11 protein-coding genes are annotated in these 13,027 nt (G+C 74.4%); 6 read left to right on the top strand and 5 right to left on the bottom strand.

Annotated elements, in window-relative coordinates; translation table 11 throughout:
- Nucleotides 1–38: 38 nt before the first annotated feature.
- Entirely contained in the window at nt 39–2,798 is a 2,760-nt protein-coding gene (locus CLT72_RS09115) for a helix-turn-helix transcriptional regulator (protein ID WP_250102149.1), read from the top strand.
- A gap of 95 nt (nt 2,799–2,893) precedes the next feature.
- Here the strand turns inward: CLT72_RS09115 and CLT72_RS09110 are convergent, their stop codons facing one another.
- The 5 genes from CLT72_RS09110 to CLT72_RS09090 form a co-directional block, all read right to left on the bottom strand.
- On the bottom strand, nt 2,894–3,973 hold the full coding sequence (locus tag CLT72_RS09110) for an alcohol dehydrogenase catalytic domain-containing protein (protein ID WP_101410789.1): 1,080 nt from the start codon (nt 3,971–3,973) through the stop codon (nt 2,894–2,896).
- Complete coding sequence (locus CLT72_RS09105; RefSeq protein WP_101410787.1) at nt 3,970–5,388, bottom strand: aldehyde dehydrogenase family protein; 1,419 nt, start codon at nt 5,386–5,388, stop codon at nt 3,970–3,972. The genes CLT72_RS09110 and CLT72_RS09105 overlap by 4 nt, the downstream gene beginning before the upstream one ends.
- 14 nt (nt 5,389–5,402) lie before the next feature.
- On the bottom strand, nt 5,403–6,782 hold the full coding sequence (gene tnpB, locus CLT72_RS09100; RefSeq protein ID WP_101410786.1) for an IS607 family element RNA-guided endonuclease TnpB: 1,380 nt from the start codon (nt 6,780–6,782) through the stop codon (nt 5,403–5,405).
- Nucleotides 6,779–7,360, bottom strand: a complete 582-nt coding sequence (locus tag CLT72_RS09095; protein WP_101410784.1) for an IS607 family transposase — start codon at nt 7,358–7,360, stop codon at nt 6,779–6,781. The genes tnpB and CLT72_RS09095 overlap by 4 nt, the downstream gene beginning before the upstream one ends.
- Before the next feature lie 104 nt (nt 7,361–7,464).
- Nucleotides 7,465–8,130, bottom strand: coding sequence for a TetR/AcrR family transcriptional regulator C-terminal domain-containing protein (locus CLT72_RS09090; RefSeq protein ID WP_101410782.1), 666 nt, complete (start codon nt 8,128–8,130; stop codon nt 7,465–7,467).
- A gap of 89 nt (nt 8,131–8,219) precedes the next feature.
- Between CLT72_RS09090 and CLT72_RS09085 the strand changes: the two genes are divergently transcribed.
- From CLT72_RS09085 to CLT72_RS09065, 5 genes are all read left to right on the top strand, one after another.
- On the top strand, nt 8,220–9,368 hold the full coding sequence (locus CLT72_RS09085) for an acyl-CoA dehydrogenase family protein (protein WP_101410780.1): 1,149 nt from the start codon (nt 8,220–8,222) through the stop codon (nt 9,366–9,368).
- Nucleotides 9,369–9,384: 16 nt separating this feature from the next.
- Nucleotides 9,385–10,143: a 3-oxoacyl-ACP reductase FabG gene (fabG, locus tag CLT72_RS09080; RefSeq protein WP_101410778.1), complete on the top strand. Its 759-nt coding sequence runs from the start codon at nt 9,385–9,387 to the stop codon at nt 10,141–10,143.
- A 34-nt stretch (nt 10,144–10,177) separates the two neighbouring features.
- Entirely contained in the window at nt 10,178–11,350 is a 1,173-nt protein-coding gene (locus CLT72_RS09075; protein ID WP_101410776.1) for an acyl-CoA dehydrogenase family protein, read from the top strand.
- The gene (locus CLT72_RS09070) at nt 11,347–11,814 is read left to right on the top strand and encodes a MaoC family dehydratase (RefSeq protein ID WP_101410774.1); all 468 of its coding nucleotides are present in this window, start codon (nt 11,347–11,349) and stop codon (nt 11,812–11,814) included. The genes CLT72_RS09075 and CLT72_RS09070 overlap by 4 nt, the downstream gene beginning before the upstream one ends.
- A 180-nt stretch (nt 11,815–11,994) precedes the next feature.
- Nucleotides 11,995–12,807: a SigB/SigF/SigG family RNA polymerase sigma factor gene (locus CLT72_RS09065; protein WP_088999807.1), complete on the top strand. Its 813-nt coding sequence runs from the start codon at nt 11,995–11,997 to the stop codon at nt 12,805–12,807.
- Nucleotides 12,808–13,027 lie beyond the last annotated feature (220 nt).

Genomic DNA, 13,027 nt, shown 5'->3' with positions numbered 1-13,027 from the left:
CTCGATGCATGGTTACTGCATCGTCAGTGCAATTAACCGTGTTGCGTGGCCGGACCGAGGAGCGCGCCGCCATCCGGCGGCTGCTGGGCGACCTGCCCACCGGCGGGGGAGCGCTGCTGCTCCAGGGCGAGCCGGGATCCGGCCGGAGCGCGCTCGTCGACTACGCGCACCGGCACGCCGAGGGCTGCGCCGTCCTGGCCGGCACGGGGCTCCCCGAGGAGGCCGACCTGCCGTACGCCGGGCTGCAACGGCTGCTGGACCCGGTGCTGGACCGCGCCCCGGCGCTGCCGGAGCACCAGCGGCGGGTGCTGCTGCGGGCGGTGGCCGGCGCGGGCTGCCCCGCCCACCGCCGCCTGGCGCTCTCCCTGGCCGTGCTCGGCCTGCTGGCCGCCGCCGCGCGGGAGACCCCCCTGCTGTGCACGATGGACGACGTGGACCGGGGCGACCAGCCCACGGCGGACGTGCTGGCGTTCGTCGCCCGTCGCCTGCACCGCTCGCGGGTGGCCGTCCTGCTCACCACCGCCGCGGACGTGCCGCTCGGCGGGATGGCCCGCCACCGGCTGCGCCCGCTCGACGACCGGGACAGCGTCGCCCTGCTCACCGACCGGCTGGGCGGCCGGCCGCCCGCGCCACCCGTGGCCGCCGCGCTCGGTGCGGCGGCCGGCGGCAATCCGCAGGCCCTTCTCGACCTGGCCGGGGTGCTCACCCCCGGGCAGTGCCGCGGGGAGGAACCCGTGCCCGAGACGCCCCCGCCCGACGGCAGGCTGGGCCGCGCCTACCGGGCCCGCGTGGACCGGCTGCCCGCCGACACCCGCCGCGTCCTGCTGCTCGCCGCGCTCGACGAGGACGGGGAGCCGGCCACCCTGGTCCGGGCGGCCCGCGCCGCCGGCACGGCGGTCGAGGCGCTCGCCCCGGCCGAACTCGCGGGCCTGGTCCGCGTCGAGCCGCGACGGGTCACCTTTCCGCAGCCCCTCGTCCGCACCGTCGTCCGGGCCGCCGCGCCGCTGGCCGAGCGGCGCGCGGCGCACCTGCTGCTCGCCGGCGTGCTGGACGGGACGCGGCACCGGCTGCGCCGGGCGGGACACCTCGCCGCCGCGGCCCCGGGCCCCGACCCCGCCCTGGCCGCCGAGTTGGAGCAGGCGGCGGCCGAGTACGCACGCGGGGGAGCGGTGGCCGCGGCGGCGCTGCACCGGGCCGCCGAACTCAGCGACGATCCGGTACGCGCCGCCGCCCGGCTGGTGGCCGCCGCCCGGTACGCCTGGTCGGCCGGCCGGGCGCACCGGGCCCGACTGCTGCTGGGCGAACTGCCCCCGGCCGCCGAGGTCGCCGTGGCGGGCCGGGCCGACCTGCTGCGCGGGGAACTGGAACTGCGCACCGGCCGACCCGGGCTCGCGCTCACCACGCTGCTGTCCGCCGCCGACACCCTGGCCGCCGCCGATCGCGCGTGCACCGGCACGGGTGGCGCGGACGGCGATCGCGCGCTGGCCCTCGGGGCGTTGGTGCGGGCGGGCGAGGCCGTCTGCTTCGCCGGCGACCAGTACCGCTACGCCGAGGTCGCGCGCCGGGCGGAGCTGTTGCGCCGCCCCGACGACCCGCCCGCGACCGAGCTGCTGAGCGCCTACGTCGCCGGGACGGCGGCGACCCTGCGCGGCGACCACGAGCAGGCCGGCCCGGCCCTGCGCCGGGCGGTCGTCCTCGGCGGACAGCTGACCGGGGCGGCGTCGACCCCCGCCGCCCTGACCTGCGCGGCGGCGGCCGGGCTGCTGGTGGCCGTGGACGGCGCGGCGCACCGGCTCGCCGAGCGCGCCGTCGAGCTGGCCCGCGAGCGGGGCGAGGTGTCCGCACTGCCGCGCGCGCTGGAGCTGCGGGCGGCCGCGGAGTACTGGCTGGGCCGGCACGACGCCGCGACGGACAGCTCCCGGGAGGGGCTGCGCATCGCCCGGGACACCGGCCAGGAGAACTGGGCCGGCGTACACCTGGGGATGCTGGCGGTGCTGGCGGCCGTGCGGGCCGACCGCGACACCGCCCTGCGCCGGATCCGGGAGATCGGCGAGGACGCGGGCGCGCACAGCCGGCCGCGCGCCCTCGCGCAGTGGGCGCTGGCCGTGCTCGACCTGGTCGACAACCGGCCGGCCGCCGCCGCCGCGCGACTGGCCGGGCTGGCCTGTCCGGGTACGGGCCGAGGGCAGGTGCTGGTCCTGGTGATGGCCACGCCGTACCTCGTGGAGGCGGCCGCCGCCGTCGCGGACCGTCCGGTCGCCGGCGCCGCCCTCGCCGTGTTCGACCGGTGGGCCAGCAGCACGGCGAGCCCGTCGCGCCGGGCCCTCTCCGCGCGCTGCCACGGGCTGCTCGCGCCCCGGGGCAGCGCCGAGGCGGAGCGCGAGTTCCGCACCGCCCTGCGGCTGCACCCGACGGACGCCGACGCGTTCGAGCGGGCCCGCACCGAGCTGCTCCTCGGCCGGGAACTGCGCCGCAGCCGCCGACCGCGCGCGGCCCGCGAGCACCTGCACGCCGCCCGGGAGGCGTTCACGCTGCTCGGGGCGGCCAGCTGGGCGCAGCAGGCCACCACGGAGCTGCGGGCGGCCGGCGAGTCGGTCGGCCCCCCGGAGGAGTCGGCGGCGCGACTGCTGACCGGTCAGCAGCTCCGGATCGCGCAACTGGTCGCCGAGGGCGCCACCAACCGGGAGATCGCCGCCCGGATGTTCCTGTCCACCCGCACCGTCGACCACCACCTGCGCAACATCTTCCACCGCCTCAACATCCGCTCCCGCACCGAACTGGCCCGCGCCCTGTCCTGACCCGCGCCCGCCCGCGTCGATCGTGCGGTCGCGGTGCCCCACGAAGGCCGCGACGTGGCGGCGACCGCCCACCACAGGTGCGTGATCGACGCGGATCAGGCGGTGGGCAGGACGATCGTGCGGGCGCCCTCGCCCCGGGACATGCGGGCGAAGGCCTCGGGTGCGCCGTCGAGGGTGGTCCGGTCGGTGACCAGGTAGCCGAGGTCGAGGGTGCCGTCGAGCACGGCGCGGGTGAGCTCGGGCACGTCCCGGTCCGGGTCGGAGGAGCCGTAGACCGAGGAACGCAGCGTCCGGGCCGAGTGGAAGATGTCCAGCGCGCCCAGCCCGACGATGTCGTCCTTGGCGCCCATGCCGACGACGGTGACCTGGCCGCCCCGGCGGGTCGCCCGCCAGGCGGTGCGGATGGTGGCCGCCCGCCCGACGCACTCCAGCGCGTGGTCGACGCCGCGACCTCCGGTGCGCCCCCGGATCGTCCGGTTGAGCGACTCGTCGGCGAGCAGGAAGTCGGTGGCCCCGGCCGCGGTGGCCAGCGCCGCCTTGGTCGGGGAGACGTCGACGGCGAGCACCGGGTCCGCGCCGGCGGCCCGCGCGGCGGAGACCACCGACAGGCCTACCCCGCCGAGGCCGATCACGGCCACCGACTCGCCGGCGGACACCTTCGCCGTACGGCGGACCGCGCCGACGCCGGTGAGCACGGCGCAGCCGAGCAGCGCCGCCGCCTCGAAGGGCAGCTCCGCCGGGACGCCGATGACGGCGTCCTGCGGCACCACCACCTCCTCGGCGAGGGCGCCGAGGCCGAGCGTGACGTGCAGGGGCTCGCCGGACGGCGTCCGCCCCCGGGGCGCCGAGGGCGCTCCGGTGCGTTCGCACAGCCACGGCTCGCCCCGCCGGCAGTACCAGCAGTCGCGGCAGGGCGGGGCCCAGTTCAGCACCACGTGCGCGCCCGGCGCGACCCGCGTGACCCCCTCGCCGACCTCGGCGACCACCCCCGCCGCCTCGTGCCCCAGCACCAGCGGGTACGGCGGTGCCAGCGTGCCGTCGACCATGGACAGGTCGGAGTGGCAGACGCCGGCGGCGCGGACGCTCACCCGTACCTCGTGCGGGCCCAGGGCCGGCAGCTCGATCTCCTCCACCCGCAGCGGGGCGCCGACGCCCCGTACGACCAGCGCCCTCATCGCTGGATGGCCTTGACCTGGAGGAACTCCTCGAGCCCGTGCCGGCCCAGCTCCCGGCCGAGGCCGGACTGCTTGTAGCCGCCGAACGGGGCGAGCGGGTTGAACGGGGCGCCGTTGACGTCGACGGCGCCCGTACGCAGCCGCCGGGCCACCCGCAGCGCCCGCTCCTCGTCGGCCGACCAGACCGCGCCGGCCAGCCCGTAGCGGGAGTTGTTGGCGATGCGCACGGCCTCGTCCTCGTCGTCGAACGGCATGACCGCGAGCACCGGGCCGAAGACCTCCTCCTGGGCCAGGGCGCTGTCGGGGTCGACGTCGGCGATCACCGTCGGGGCGACGAAGAACCCCCGGTCCGGCACCGGCGCGTCGGGCCCGCCGCACACCAGTCGGCCCCCGTCGGCCAGCCCTCGGGCGACGTGCCCGAGGACCCGTTCCCGCTGCGCCGCGGAGACCAGCGGGCCGAGCCGGGTGGCCGGGTCGAACGGGTCGCCCAGCCGGTAGCCGGCCGCGGCCTTGGCGGCCAGGTCGAGGGCCTCGTCGTAGCGGTCGCGGTGCACCAGCAGGCGGGTCCAGGCGGTGCAGGTCTGCCCGGAGTTGAGGAAGGCGTTGCCGACCCCCACCTTCACGGCCGTGCCCAGGTCGGCGTCGTCGAGGACGAGGTTGGCCGACTTGCCGCCGAGTTCCAGGGCGACCCGGGCGATCCGGTCGGCGGCGAGGTGGGAGATCCGCCGACCGGTGGCCGTCGAGCCGGTGAAGGAGACCATGTCGACGTCGGGGTGCGCGGCGATGGCCTCGCCGACGACCGGGCCGGTGCCGGTGACCAGGTTGACCACCCCGGGCGGGAAGCCGGCCTCGTGGATCGCGTCGAAGAGCAGGTACGCCGTCAGCGGGGTCAGCTCGCTCGGCTTGAGCACCACCGTGCAGCCGGCGGCCAGGGCGGGGGCCAGTTTCGCGACGACCTGGTGCAGCGGGTAGTTCCACGGGGTGATCGCCCCGACCACGCCGACCGGCTCCCGGACCACCAGCGAGTTGCCGATCGTCTCGTCGGCCGGGGGGCGGGCGGCCAGCTCGACGTAGCTGTGCAGGACGGTCAGCGGCAGGCCGGCCTGGACCCGGGTGGCCACCTTCAGCGGGGTGCCCAGCTCCAGGGCGACGGTACGGGCGATCTCGTCGGCCCGGGCGGAGAGCGCGGCGTGCAGCCGGTCCAGGCGGGCGGCCCGCTCGGCGGGCGCGGTGTCGGCCCAACCAGGGAAGGCGGCCCGGGCCGCCGCGACGGCGCGGTCGACGTCGGCGGCGGTGCCGGCCGGGACGGCGGCGACGACCTCCTCGGTCGCCGGGTTCCGCACCGCGACGGTCTCCCCGGCGCCGGCGGCGACCCACTGTCCGTCGAGGTAGAAGTCGGTCCGTGCGAGATCCATCGTGCCGTTACCTTTCAGTGCGCTTTGGTGAACACGTGATCAGTAGTCCTACCTTGCGGTGGGACGGTCCCGGTCTGACCGGCGGTTGCCGTGCCGGGTTCACGCTTCACAGCCACCTGCCCGCGTTCACGGGTCTTACGGTCGGCTCCACGTGCTGCCACCGGGCCACTCCCGGCGGGGTCGAACTCGGCCGCGAGGGCGGCCAGGTTCAGCGAGGCGTTGTGGTCGCGCTCCATGACCAGGCCGCACGCCTGGCAGTGGTACTCGCGCTCGGACAGGGCGAGCTTGGCTTTCACCGCGCCGCAACCCGAGCACATCTTGCTGGATGGGTACCAGCGGTCGGCGATGATGAGCCGTCCGCCGTTCCACTGGGTTTTGTAGGTCAACTGCCGGCGAATCTCGGCGAATCCGGCGTCGGTGATGTGCCGGGCCAGCCTGCGATTGGCCAACATGCCGGCCACGTTGAGGTCTTCGACCACGATCGTGCCGTGCTCGCGGGCGAGTCGGGTGGTGAGCTTGTGCACGCCGTCTCGGCGTAGATTCGCGACGCGGGCGTGGGCGCGGCCGAGCCGGGCAGCAGCGCGTTCCCACCGTGTCGACGGCCGTCGTCCGATACGCCGGTCCGGACCCTGCTTACGCGACAGCGCCCGACCCAGCATCCGCAGCCGGGCCTGCGCGACGGTCAGGTGGCGCGGATTGTCGACTGGTTCGCCGGTGGACAGCACCGCGAGGTGCGTGATCCCCACGTCCACACCGACCACGCTGTCGGGCCGGGCCGGCGTTCGCTCGCACCGTTGCACCTCGACGCAGAACGCGACGTGCCACCGGCCGCCGTCACGGCGGACCGTGGCGGACATGATCCGGGCAGTGCCTGCCTCGAGACGGCGGGCGAGCTTCCGGGCCGACTCGTGCAGCTTCAACCGTCCCAGCCGGGGCAGCACCACATGCTTACGGCCCGGCTCGACCCGGATCGCGCCGGTGGTAAACCGCACAGACGCAGTGGTGCGGCGGCGGGACTTGAACCGGGGAAACCCCACCGGCCGACCAGTCCGCCGACCCGAACGACAGTCAGCCCAATTCCTCAAGCCGCGAGCGAGCGCGTCCAGGCCGGTGTTGAACGCCTCCTTCGAGCACTCCCTCCACCACGGAGCGACCCGCTCCTTGACGGCGTTCCACGCCTTGCGCAGAGCGGGCAGCGTCCACGACATGCTTGGGGTCAGGAGGTCGTCCGGCACGCCGTAGGTTCGTTCGGCGGCCCGCTGGTCCATGACGGCCTTGACCCGCGCCAGCGCCCAGTTGTGCGCAACGCGAGCGGCCCCGGAGTGCGCCAGCACCGCACGCTCCTGGCCCGGGGACAGGTCGAGGGCGAACCGGTACGCCTGGATCGTATTCACACCGGGTCGCCCTTGGTGGCGGCCTCGACAGCGCGGCGGGCACGATTCGCGGCGGCACGCCGCCCGTAGAGGCGAGCACATAGCGACGTCAGGATCTCGGTAACGTCGCGCACCAGGTCGTCGTCTACCTCAGCCGGGTCGACCACGAGCAGCCGGCGACCCTGCGCGGCGAGGGCGGCCTCGACATACTCGGCTCCGAAACGCGCGAATCGGTCGCGGTGCTCCACGACGATGGTCGTCACGGCCGGGTCGCGCAGCAGGGCGAGGAACCTCTTACGATGCCCGTTCAGTGCGGATCCGACCTCGGTCACCACCCGGTCCACGGCCAGACGCTGCCCGGTCGCCCATATGGTGACCCGGGCAACCTGCCGGTCCAGATCCGTCTTCTGCTCCGACGACGACACCCGGGCGTAGACCACGACTTGCCCGGCGTTCCGGGTAGCACCGGTCAGAGGCTCGCCGACCATGATGAGCCGCCCGAGCCGGTATGTAGGAACAGGCAACGTCCCGGCCGCGTACTGCCGACGAGCTGTGATGTACGCGATGCCCTGCGACGCCGCCCATTCTTTCAAGTTCACACACTCCAATGTAGAGCGTCAAAGAGCCCCAAAGATCCCCGGGACGCTAGCTGCTGTTAACCCCTCACGTACGTCGGCCGAAACTAGCGGTGCAAGTTTTGACTCTAGTACGCGTCCGCGGCCGGCGGGAGGGGTGGCAGCGGCCCGATGCGCTCCTCGTAGGTGCGCGACAGCCCGTGGATCAGCGCGTCGAGGCCCAGCGCGAAGGCGCCCTCGTCCACCCGCTGCTGGTGCTCGGCCAGCCGGTGGGCCTGGGTCAGGTGCGGGTACTGCTCCGCGTACAGCCCCGGGTCCTCGACGAAGCCCCGGGCGAACGAGCCCAGCGCCGAGCCGGCCACGAAGTAGCGCATGAGCGCGCCGATGTGGGTCGCCCGGGCCGGCGGCCACCCGGCGGCGACCAGGCCGCCGTAGACGGCGTCGGCCATGGTCAGCGCCGCCGGCCGGCGCCCCGGGCCCCGGGCCAGGTACGGCACGATGTTCGGGTGCGCCGCCAGCGCGGCGCGGTAGGAGTGCCCCCACCGGCGCAGGGCCTCGCGCCAGTCGACGGTGCCGAAGAACGAGACGTCCACCTGGCCGGTGACGCTGTCGGCCACCGCGTCGAGGATCTCGTCCTTGGTGGCGAAGTGGTTGTAGAGCGACGGCCCGCGTACCCCGAGTTCGGCGGCGAGCCGGCGGGTGGAGAAGCCCTCCAACCCCTCGGCGTCGATCAGCGCGGCGGCGGTCTCGACGATCCGCTGCCGGCTGAGCAGCGCCTGCCGCGGCCGGGGCATCCGGTCCTCCTTCGCTCGGGTCGTCCCTCGCAGACTCTGCCACAAGCGGGTCTGGACGGAATTAAACTTGCACCGCTAGTTTAAGGCTCATGGATCTGGAACTCTCCGCCGAGCAGGCGGCGGTCCGCCGGCTCGCTGCGGACTTCGTCGACCGCGAGGTGGTGCCGCACGCGGCCACCTGGGACCGCCGGGAGTCCGTCGACCCCGACATCGTCGGCAAGCTCGGCGAGTTGGGCTTCCTGGGTCTCACCATCGGCGAGGACGACGGCGGGTCCGGCGGCGACCACCTCTCCTACTGCCTGGTGCTGGAGGAGCTCGGCCGCGGCGACTCCGCCGTACGCGGCATCGTCTCGGTCTCCCTCGGCCTGGTCGCCAAGTCCGTCGCCGCGCACGGGACCCCGGCCCAGCGGGAGCAGTGGTTGCCCCGGCTCTGCTCCGGCGCGGCGCTCGGCTGCTTCGCGCTGACCGAGCCGGACAGCGGCTCCGACGCCGCCGCGCTGACCACCCGGGCGGTGCGCGACGGCACCGACTGGCTGATCACCGGCGCGAAGATGTTCATCACCAACGGCACCACGGCCGACGTCGCGCTGGTCTTCGCCCGCACCGGCGGCCCCGGTCACCGGGGCATCAGCGCGTTCCTGGTGCCCACCGACGCGCCGGGCCTGACCCGGCGGGAGATCCACGGCAAGCTGGGCCTGCGCGGGCAGGCCACCGGGGAGCTGCGCTTCGACGGCGTACGGGTGCCGGAGTCGGCGCGCCTGGGCGAGGAGGGCGCCGGCTTCCGGCTCGCCCTGGCGACCCTGGCCAAGGGCCGGATGTCCGTGGCCGCCGGCTGCGTCGGCATCGCCCAGGGCTGCCTGGACGCGGCCGTCGGCTACGCCGGGCAGCGCACCCAGTTCGGCAAGCCCATCGCCGCCCACCAGCTCGTGCAGCAACTGCTCGCCGCCATCGCCGTCGACACCGACGCCGCGCGCCTGCTCGTGTGGCGGGTGGCCGACCTGATCGACCGGGGCGAGCCGTTCGCCACCGAGGCGTCGATGGCCAAGCTCTTCGCCAGCGAGGCCGCCGTGCGCGCGGCCAACAACGCGGTGCAGGTCTTCGGCGGCTACGGCTACATCGACGAGTACCCGGTCGGCAAGTACCTGCGCGACGCCCGCGTCGCCACCCTCTACGAGGGCACCAGCCAGATCCAGCAGCTGCTCATCGGCCGCGCGCTCACCGGCGTCAACGCCTTCTAGAAGTCAGGGAGAAACCGTGACCAGATTCGCCGACCGGGTCGCCGTCGTCACCGGCGCCGCGCAGGGCATCGGCGCGGCCACCGCGCACCGGCTGGCCGCCGAGGGCGCGGCGGTCGCCGTGGTCGACCTCGACGTGGCGCGCGCCCGGGCCGTCGCCGACGAGATCGCCGCCGCCGGTGGCCGGGCCGTCGGCATCGGCTGCGACGTGACCGACGCCGCGGCGGTCGCCGCCATGACCGACCAGGTCATCCAGGCGTACGGCGGGCTGCACGTGCTCGTCAACAACGCCGGGATCACCCGCGACAACCTGCTGTTCAAGATGCCGCTGCCCGAGTGGGAGGCGGTGCTCACCACCAACCTGACGAGCATGTTCCTGTGCTGCCAGGCGGCACAGGAACACATGGTGGCGGCCCGCTACGGCCGGATCGTCAACCTCAGCAGCCGCTCCGCGCTCGGCAACCGGGGCCAGGTCAACTACGCGGCGGCCAAGGCCGGCGTGCAGGGCCTCACCGCCACCCTGGCCGTCGAGCTGGGCCCGTTCAACGTCACCGTCAACGCGGTCGCCCCCGGCTACGTGGCCACCGCGATGACCGCCGCCACCGCCGAGCGGGTGGGCAGCAGCCCCGAGGAGCACCAGCGGGCGGTCGCCGAGCACACCCCGCTGCGCCGGGTCGCCCAGCCCGCCGAGATCGCCTCGGTGATCGCCTTCCTGGCCAGCGACGACGCCTCGTACGTCAGCGGCCAGACCCTGTACGTCAACGGCGGCGCGCGCTGAGGCGCGTACCACCGCACCCGACCCCGGAGGGGACATGGACTTTGCGCTCTCGGACACCGAACGGGCCATCCGCGACACGGCCCGCGACTTCATCACCAGGGAGGTCATGCCGCTGGAGCAGGAGCTGCTGCGGCGTGAACGCGCCCACCGGCCCGGGCTGGAGCCCGACGAGCTGCGCGAGTTGCAGCTCAAGGCGCGCGCGTTCGGCTTCTGGGGGCTGGCCACCCCCGAGGCGTACGGCGGCATGGACCTGCCGGCCGTCACCCAGTCGCTGATCTGGACCGAGCTGGGCCGCTCGTACGTGCCGTTCCGCTTCGGCGGCGAGGCCGACAACATCCTGTTCCGCGCCAACGAGGAGCAGCAGCGGGAGTTCCTGATCCCGACGATCGAGGGGGAGCGGCGCAGCTGCTTCGCGATCACCGAGCCGGGCGCCGGGAGCGACGCCGCCAACATCCGGCTCAGCGCCCGCCGCGACGGCGACGACTGGGTGCTCAACGGCGAGAAGACCTTCATCACCGGCGGCAACGAGGCCGACTTCGCCATCGTCATCGCGGTCACCGACCGGGAGAAGGGGGCCCGCAACGGCGGTGCCACGGCCTTCCTGGTGGACCGGGCGATGGGCTGGCGCTCGGAGTTCATCCAGACCATGGGCGAGGGTGGGCCGGCGGCGCTGGTCTTCGACGACGTACGGGTGCCGCAGCGCAACATCCTCGGCGAGCCGGGCCAGGGGTTCGCCCTCGCGATGGAGTGGATCGGCAAGGGGCGCTACACCATCCCCTCGCACGCGGTCGGCATCGCCGAGCGCGCGCTGCGGATGGCGATCGACTACGCCACCACCCGCCAGACGTTCGGCCGGCCGATCGGCGACAACCAGGCGATCCAGTGGATGATCGCGGACTCCGAGACCGAGCTGGAGGCGGCCCGCTGGCTCATCCTGCGCGCGGCCTGGACGGTGGACCAGGGCATGGACCCGCGGCACGCCTCCTCGATGGCGAAGCTCTACGGCGCCGGCATGGTCAACCGCGTGGTCGACCGGGTGCTCCAGATCCATGGCGGCATGGGCTACACCCGGGAGCTGCCCGTCGAGCGCTGGTACCGGCAGGTGCGGCTCTACCGCATCTTCGAGGGCACCGACGAGATGCAGCGGCTCATCATCGCGCGGGACCTGCTGCGCGGCTACACCCGGCTGGGAGGGCACCTGGCATGAGGACCTTCGACTCCCTCGACGATCTGGCCGCGGCGGTCGGGCAGACCCTCGGCCCGGGGCCGTGGCAGCGGATCGACCAGGGGCGCGTCGACCTGTTCGCCGACGCCACCGACGACCACCAGTGGATCCACCTCGACCCGCAGCGGGCCGCCACCGGCCCGTACGGCGGCACGATCGCCCACGGCTACCTCACGCTGTCCCTGCTGCCGGCGCTGGTGGGCCGGCTCTACCGGGTGCGGGGCGTACGGATGGGGGTCAACTACGGCCTGAACCGGGTGCGGTTCCCCGCCCCCGTACGGGTCGGCACGGCGGTGCGGGCCGTCGCCAGCATCGCCGAGGTGTCCCCGGTGGCGGGCGGGGTGCAGCTGGTCACCGCCGTCACCGTGGAGTGCGACGCGGGTGGCAAGCCGGTCTGCGTCGCCGAGACGGTGAGTCGGCTCTACGGGCAGCCGCCGGCCCCCTGAGTGCCAGCGGCGCCGGCCGCGCGTGGCGCGAGCCACACCCTTCGCGCCCTGTTCACGATTTTTTGTCGCTTTTATCCATCGGCCGTTCGGTTGATATGGCGGCGGCCGTTGGTCTAGGGTGATGGCACTGCGGTCGTCGGTTCCCGGCGTCGCCGCATCGGTAGGACAGGGAAGGGCAGCATGATCACCACGACGACCGCGCCGACCGCCAGCACCGACGCCGCCACCACGGTCTCCGGTGACGAGACCCGCGCGAGCGAGCTGACCGCCGCCCTCGCCGCCCTGCCGGAGGGGCACCCCGACCGGCCGGCGCTGCGCGCACGGGTGATCGAGGCGTGGCTGCCGCTGGCCCACCACCTCGCCTTCCGTTACAGCGGGCGCGGTGAGCCCAACGGGGACCTGGCCCAGACTGCGGCGCTCGGGCTGATCAAGGCCGTGGACCGGTTCGACGCCTCCCGGGGCGTCGACTTCGCCGGCTTCGCCATCCCGACGATCCTCGGTGAGATCAAGCGCCACTTCCGCGACCGCACCTGGAACATCCGGGTCCCGCGTCGCCTCCAGGAGCTGCGGCTGCGCATCTCCGAGGCCAACGGCACCCTCACCCAGACGCTCAACCGCGCGCCGACGGTCGCCGACATCGCCACCCACCTCGGCGTCACCGAGGAAGAGGTCCTGGAAGGGCTCGAGGGCGCGCGTGCCTACAACGCCGTCTCCCTGTCCACCCCCATCGGCGACGGCGACAGCGCCACCGAGCTCGGCGACACGCTGGGCGCCGAGGACGGCGAGTTCGAGCTGGCCGAGCTGCGCGTCGCCCTCGGCCCGGCGCTGGCCACCCTCGACGAGCGCGAGCAGAAGATCCTCACCCTGCGCTTCTACGGCAACCTGACCCAGAGCGAGATCGCGGCGCAGGTCGGTGTCTCCCAGATGCACGTCTCCCGCCTGCTCGCCCGCGCGCTGGTCAAGCTGCGCGGCCAGCTCGAGATGAGCCACTGACGAATTGCCCGTGCCCGCCGGCGCGTCGGCGGGCCCGCAGCGGCCTCCACGTCCGCCCCGTCGTCGCCGACGGGGCGGACGTCGCCGTTTGCGGCCCGCCACCCGCAACGCCGCTGGGCAGCGCAGCGACGACCTGCTCTACGACGCCTCCTCGCCGCGCCGGACCTGTCGCCCGGCGGTGTCGTCGGCTTGTCCCGATACCACGCAGGTATTTCTATGC

This window comes from Micromonospora sp. CNZ309 (genome assembly GCF_002846525.1).
The sequence above is the reverse complement of the archived record's forward strand: the minus strand, read 5'-3'. Positions and strand labels throughout refer to the sequence as shown.

Bases quoted from the DNA above. Each gene is read 5' to 3' on its own strand.
- CLT72_RS09110 (WP_101410789.1), bottom strand. From the start codon at position 3,973: ATGAGGGCGCTGGTCGTACGGGGCGTCGGCGCCCCGCTGCGGGTGGAG.
- CLT72_RS09105 (WP_101410787.1), bottom strand. From the start codon at position 5,388: ATGGATCTCGCACGGACCGACTTCTACCTCGACGGACAGTGGGTCGCC.
- CLT72_RS09090 (WP_101410782.1), bottom strand. From the start codon at position 8,130: ATGCCCCGGCCGCGGCAGGCGCTGCTCAGCCGGCAGCGGATCGTCGAG.
- CLT72_RS09085 (WP_101410780.1), top strand. From the start codon at position 8,220: ATGGATCTGGAACTCTCCGCCGAGCAGGCGGCGGTCCGCCGGCTCGCT.
- CLT72_RS09075 (WP_101410776.1), top strand. From the start codon at position 10,178: ATGGACTTTGCGCTCTCGGACACCGAACGGGCCATCCGCGACACGGCC.
- CLT72_RS09070 (WP_101410774.1), top strand. From the start codon at position 11,347: ATGAGGACCTTCGACTCCCTCGACGATCTGGCCGCGGCGGTCGGGCAG.
- CLT72_RS09065 (WP_088999807.1), top strand. From the start codon at position 11,995: ATGATCACCACGACGACCGCGCCGACCGCCAGCACCGACGCCGCCACC.